General features: G+C 41.7%; 4 protein-coding genes and 1 pseudogene. 4 read left to right on the top strand and 1 reads right to left on the bottom strand.

Annotation, left to right across the window (positions count from 1 at the left end; translation table 11 throughout):
• Both IQ229_RS11055 and IQ229_RS11050 read left to right on the top strand, forming a co-directional pair.
• On the top strand, positions 1–682 hold a 682-nt coding region (locus IQ229_RS11055; protein ID WP_194043651.1), incomplete at its 5' end, for a sensor histidine kinase.
• A 63-nt stretch (positions 683–745) separates the two neighbouring features.
• Complete coding sequence (locus IQ229_RS11050) at positions 746–2,524, top strand: PAS domain-containing sensor histidine kinase (RefSeq protein WP_228013381.1); 1,779 nt, start codon at positions 746–748, stop codon at positions 2,522–2,524.
• 32 nt (positions 2,525–2,556) lie between these two features.
• Here IQ229_RS11050 and tnpC read toward each other — a convergent pair.
• Positions 2,557–3,869, bottom strand: a pseudogene (gene tnpC, locus IQ229_RS11045) (IS66 family transposase); the annotation flags it as partial.
• A 183-nt stretch (positions 3,870–4,052) separates the two neighbouring features.
• On the opposite strand from tnpC, the gene IQ229_RS11040 reads away from it, so the two are divergent.
• Together IQ229_RS11040 and IQ229_RS11035 are read left to right on the top strand one after the other, a co-directional pair.
• Complete coding sequence (locus IQ229_RS11040) at positions 4,053–4,556, top strand: GNAT family N-acetyltransferase (RefSeq protein ID WP_194043649.1); 504 nt, start codon at positions 4,053–4,055, stop codon at positions 4,554–4,556.
• A 113-nt stretch (positions 4,557–4,669) separates the two neighbouring features.
• On the top strand, positions 4,670–5,278 hold the full coding sequence (locus tag IQ229_RS11035) for a TetR/AcrR family transcriptional regulator (RefSeq protein ID WP_194043647.1): 609 nt from the start codon (positions 4,670–4,672) through the stop codon (positions 5,276–5,278).
• Positions 5,279–5,530: the final 252 nt, after the last annotated feature.

Here is a 5,530-nt window from a genome sequence, read left to right as displayed (position 1 = left end):
GGGGAGCAGGGGGGAAATTACAGCAAGTCTTTCTCCTCTGCCCCCCATCCCCTCTGCCCCTCTGCCTCTTTCCCATGCCCAATCTTCAATTCCAATATCTCGGTTAATCATTGAGCGAATGATTCAGGGCAACGATCGCCAACTGACGATGATTAACTCATTGCTAGAAATTAATTCCTGTGAAAAACAGGGTCTTGAGATCAAACTCGAACCTGTGCAATTTAGTACCCTATTGGGAGGCACATTCGCCGAGTTGGAACCTATACTGACACAAAATCAAGCGACTCTGAAGAACTTGGTTCCCGCAGACTTACCGTTAGTAATGGCAGATGGGACTCGATTGCAGAAAGTTTTGGTAAATTTGATCGCGCATAGCTTGCACAATAATCCGCCAGGATTAAATTTTACCCTGAGCGCCACCGTTGAGGGGAAAATGATTCGCACTCAGATTCAAGATGACGGTGTGGGAATGAGTAAAGTAGAGTGCGATCGCCTCTTCGATCTCCATGTCCGCGATCCTCAAGACTGTTGCTCTACAAGCATTGGCTTAAAAATGTATCTTTGTCGAAAAGTTATTAAGGCGCATGGCGGCGAAATCGGTGTTATGAGTAACCGCAAGCGTGGGTTAACTTTCTGGTTTACATTACCTTTGGCAACTTCATCCGCAACAAATCGCCCATAAATCACCAAAAAATGAGAGGGTGTTATTTATGGCAATGTTGAGTAAAGGAAACACCCTCAAGGTATGGGCAAAGTTGCTCGGATGCTAATGGCTACTCCATTGACAACAGTGCAAAGCTGGTGGAGAAAAACCTTTTCTGCACCAACAACAGATGAAATCATTACTCTTTACAGAGTTTGGCGTAACCGTTTTTTGTGGCAAAGATTACGTTTATGGTTATGGCTGGCGCTGATCTGTCTGTTGTCTTTTACTTTGCGAGACATTTACGGACTGTTTTTTCCTTTTGCAGAGTTGCAGCCGCTGCCAGAAGTACTTAGAACTCAACGCCTGGTAATTAATGTTGCAATGCTTGCAAGCATAATTATTTGCTTTGCTTTACATAAAACTAAATTAGGTCGTCATCGTCCAGATTTATTATTTTTAGGGTCTTCTTGGTCACTTAGTTTAGCGTCGCAGTTGTTTGCAAGCATCAGAGGTTTCGCACTACCCGATACCATCGGCTGGTCGCTGTTGTTCTTGAGTCAAGCTGTGTTGATGCCTGTCTGCTGGATTCTTCACTTGCTGACTCAAGTAAGTGTGCTGATTTACTATTTTGGTGTGAATACTGCACTTGGGCTCAAAACACCAATCCCCGACCACCCAGAAATATATAATGTAACGTTCATTTTATACATTTTTTGGTTTTGTACTATATGTGACATCGGTGTTTATCTGTACGATCGCCTGCAACGTTCTGAATTTTTCGCCCGCCAAGAACTAGAATCTGCCTACCAAAAACTCAAGGTTGCCGAAGCGAAATATCGCAGCATTTTTGAAAACGCCGTTGAAGGGATTTTTCAAAGTAGTCCTGATGGACATTACATTACGGCAAATCCTGCTTTAGCAAGGATTTATGGCTACTCCTTAGTAGACGAGGTGACAGCAAATTTCACTGATATCGAACAATTGTACGTTGATCCAAACCGCCGGGCAGAATTTGTGCGCCTGATGGAAAAGTATGGCAGCGTTTCCGATTTCGAGTCCCAAATTTATCGCCGGGATGGGAGTATTGTCTGGATTTCCGAAAAAGCCTACGAAGTCCGTGACGAACATCTTAAACTGCTTTACTACGAAGGTTTGATTGAAGACATTACCCAGCGCAAGCAAGCTGAAGAAGAACTACGAGTATTTTTCCATGCAGTTTCCCATGACTTACGCAACCCAGTACTGGGTACTTTAATGGTGCTGAAGAATTTGCTGGCACGTTCAGAGGAAAATATTACGATTTCCCGCTCAATTTTAGAGCGGATGATTCAAAGTAGCGATCGCCAACTGAACTTAATTAATTCGTTGATGGAAACTCATATCAGCGAGGTACAAGGTGTAGTTTTACAACTTCAACCAGTACAATTACTGTCAGTTGTCGAAGCTGCGATCGCAGATTTAGAGCCATTATTAGCACAAAATCAAGCCAAGTTCACAAATTTAGTATCCGCAGATTTGCCATTAGTGAATGCCGATCCCACGCAACTATGGCGGGTTTTTTCTAACTTAATCGTCAACGCCCTCAAACATAATCCCCCAGAATTGCTTTTGACAATCAATGCTACCCGTCAGGATGACATGATTTATTGTACTGTTAGTGATAACGGCGTGGGAATTAGTCAACAACAAAGCGATCGGCTTTTTGACCTTTACTTTCGGGGTGCAAGTATTGGCAATTCTGTAAGTTTGGGATTAGGATTGTATCTGTGTAAGCAAATCATCCATGCTCACGGCGGCGAAATTGGTGTAAACAGTGAATTGGATGCAGGGGCAACATTTTGGTTTACACTACCTATTAGTAGCCCATTCACGGGATGAAGTTGCTAATTAAACCTTTTTGTTACCAAAAATCTTTTTTTAACTAACCACAAAGACAAAGAAGTAATTTTGTGACATTGTTCAGCCTGATTATTATCAGGAGGAACTTCAGGATGGTCAAGGAAATACCACCATTGGCTTGCTTTATCGCGCAAAGAACGTAAAAGCTGACCTGCTGTTGCTCCTGCTTTGTCAATCCACTGATTAAGTGAGGAGTGCAACTTAGCTTTGAATTGATTGACCCAATCGTTATAACTACTTGAATCAAGAGTCTTAAACCATTGAGCATAACTGCTAAAAGCTTCATCAATTAAATCAACAAAAGCTTCACCGATAGCTTGGTTGTGAAGACCTGGAAGTATAATTAGTTTTTTGAAGTGACGACGTAGATGTGCTAAACATTTCTGCTGGGCAACAACTTGATAGCCATTGTAAACACTAAAATCGTCACTGCTGAGTACCCCTGCATATTTAGCCCCTAAAATCGTTTCTAATTCAGATCGTGAACGAGTATCAGCCGCAGTAAACAGGCAGAAATCAGAATTGGCAGCTACCCACAACCATTCTTTGACTCCTTTAACTGACCAAGGTGTTTCATCCACATGAATGTTAGGTTGTGTCTGTTTTACCCAATTACTTAACTCACTAACGCTCGGTTCAATTGCTTGAGTTATTCGTTCATTGGTTGTTACTAGAGTTCCTAAGCCAATTTCAATTTGCCCCAATTCCCACAACATTTCTTGCTGTTTTTCATAGGGCATATGTGCATAATTGTTTGCCCATCCTAAAAACGCCTGTAATCTAATCCCCAAATCTTGTCCTGGGATTATATCTTGTGCCCAGGATGCTGTTTGTGCATTTCCACAACACTCACAAACGCACGTATGACGTTGATACTCAACTATTTCAATAGGACGTTCTACTAGCTGTGCAAGCGTGTGTTTTTCTACTTTCACTGCTACGCAAATGCTTTTTGACCACAGTAAACACAATCCGTAGGACGTAATATTTCAAAACGATCTACTCTGCCAAAACCAGAGCGCGTTTTTCCCTTATGCCCTGGTTGTCCTCCTGGTTTCCTTTTCGGAGCCTCACTCTCAAGAAGTTTATCCTGCTGTTTGTTCTCTGTTTTTTTGAGGATATCTCCCGATGGTGGTTTCGATGATATAGAGCTATCTAAATCTCTACTGACCTTGAGTTTCTCTATTTTTTCTTCTAGTTCTAAAATTCTGGAGTTAAGTTTCTCTATAGCGATGGCCTGTTCAACAATTATGTCCACCAGTTGTTCCGGAGCTAACAGGAGTTGGGTTTCACGCTCTAATTTCAGAAGCAGGTCTTTTCCCATAATTGTGATATTCCGCCTCAGATGTCACATTTGTCAATACCTCTTGACCTGAATCCTTACGAGTCATTACTCAACGATAAAATGAGGGTTTAAGCTTCTAAAAATGCTTGTATTACTCATGTAATATCTCTTAACCCGGTTTTCTGCGCGAATGTTACTCATACCCCTGCCAGCCCTGAACCTATGAGCGCTAACGAAATATCTCTTCGACCTGCCCAAGAAACAGATGCGTGGGTGCTGAGTGCAATTCATATTGCTGCTATCAAAGCTCTACCTGCAACTTTTTACACCCAAAAAGAACTTTTAGCTTGGCGCAATTACCGCGACAAACCTGATGGTTCAAATATCTTGAAGAGTATGAAAGCAGAATCTTTCTGGGTTGCGGTCGAGGGAGATGTTGTTATAGGTTTTGCTAGTTTCATTGTTGATGAACTCATCGGGTTGTATGTCCATCCTAAATATCAAGGTAAAGGGATTGGCCGTGCTTTAGTTCAACATTTTTGTGACAAAGCAACTGAGCAAGGCATAGATAAGGTAATTACAACTGCTAGCCTTTATGCCGAAGGGTTTTATTTACGACTAGGATTTACTGCCATCCAAAAAGCACCTCATTATTTAAGAAGTGGGATAGTTGTTCCAGTTACTAAAATGAGTAAAACATTAGCTCTCGCACCGAAATCAATTTGAGAAGGTAAATATTTTCAATAACTTTAAAAATGTTGGCATAAACACTATTTTCCCCAAATTACGACCACTTTTTCTACATAATCTATGATGAAAGTAAGTACTTGCCATCATAAATGCATAAAACCATACGTTCATCAACTCTCACCCGTACACGTTTGATAGAAGCCGCCTTGCAGGTATTTGCCAGTTTAGGTGTTCAAGGAGCAACTACCCGTGAAATAGCTCGTGTTGCTGGTGTAAATGAAGTGACTTTATTTCGCCACTTTGCTAGCAAAGAACAACTTTTGGGAGCAGTAATGAAAAATGCTTTGGTACTTCAGACAGAAGCCCTTGCACACTCCGAAGCGTGGACACAGGATCTAAAAATTGATTTAAAACAGTATGCTCATCTTTACAATACTATGCTAGAGACACAGGAGGATCTAATTCGTACCTTTATTGGAGAAGCCAAACGTCATCCAGAGGCAGCCAAACAAGTGATTCAAGAAGCTGCCAAACCCTTAGCGGAAAAACTGGTAGCTTACCTGCAATCGAGTCAGAAACTAGGCACTGTCAGAGCAGACCTCGATCCATTTCCGGCTGTCGATATGTTTACAGGAATGCTGTTAGCTGGAATGCTATGCCGCAGTGCAAAATTCAATCAAGGCAGCTATAGCTGTGAGGACTATATCGAAACCTGTGTAGATATTTTTGTGCGCGGTATCAGTAGCACTCCCCTCTAATACAATTTCACTTTCAGGTTGATACAAATAGGCAGCGGGGAAAATACGGTTCGATTAAAGGGGAAAGGGAAAAAGGAAAAGGGGAAAGGTTTTGAATACATCCTTTACCCTTTAACCCTTTCCTTTTCCCCAGACCATAAGGAAAGTGAAAAATGCTTATCCAAACCGTATTGAGAGGGCAGGGTTTTTTGGGCTTTCTGCATAGATTCGGGAATTATAACTAATTAGCTTGACATGATATATAGCGGTTAT

It is taken from the genome of Nostoc cf. edaphicum LEGE 07299, from assembly GCF_015207245.1.
GTDB classification, from domain to species: Bacteria; Cyanobacteriota; Cyanobacteriia; order Cyanobacteriales; family Nostocaceae; genus Nostoc; species Nostoc edaphicum_B.
This window is presented reverse-complemented; position numbering and strand designations above follow the sequence as displayed.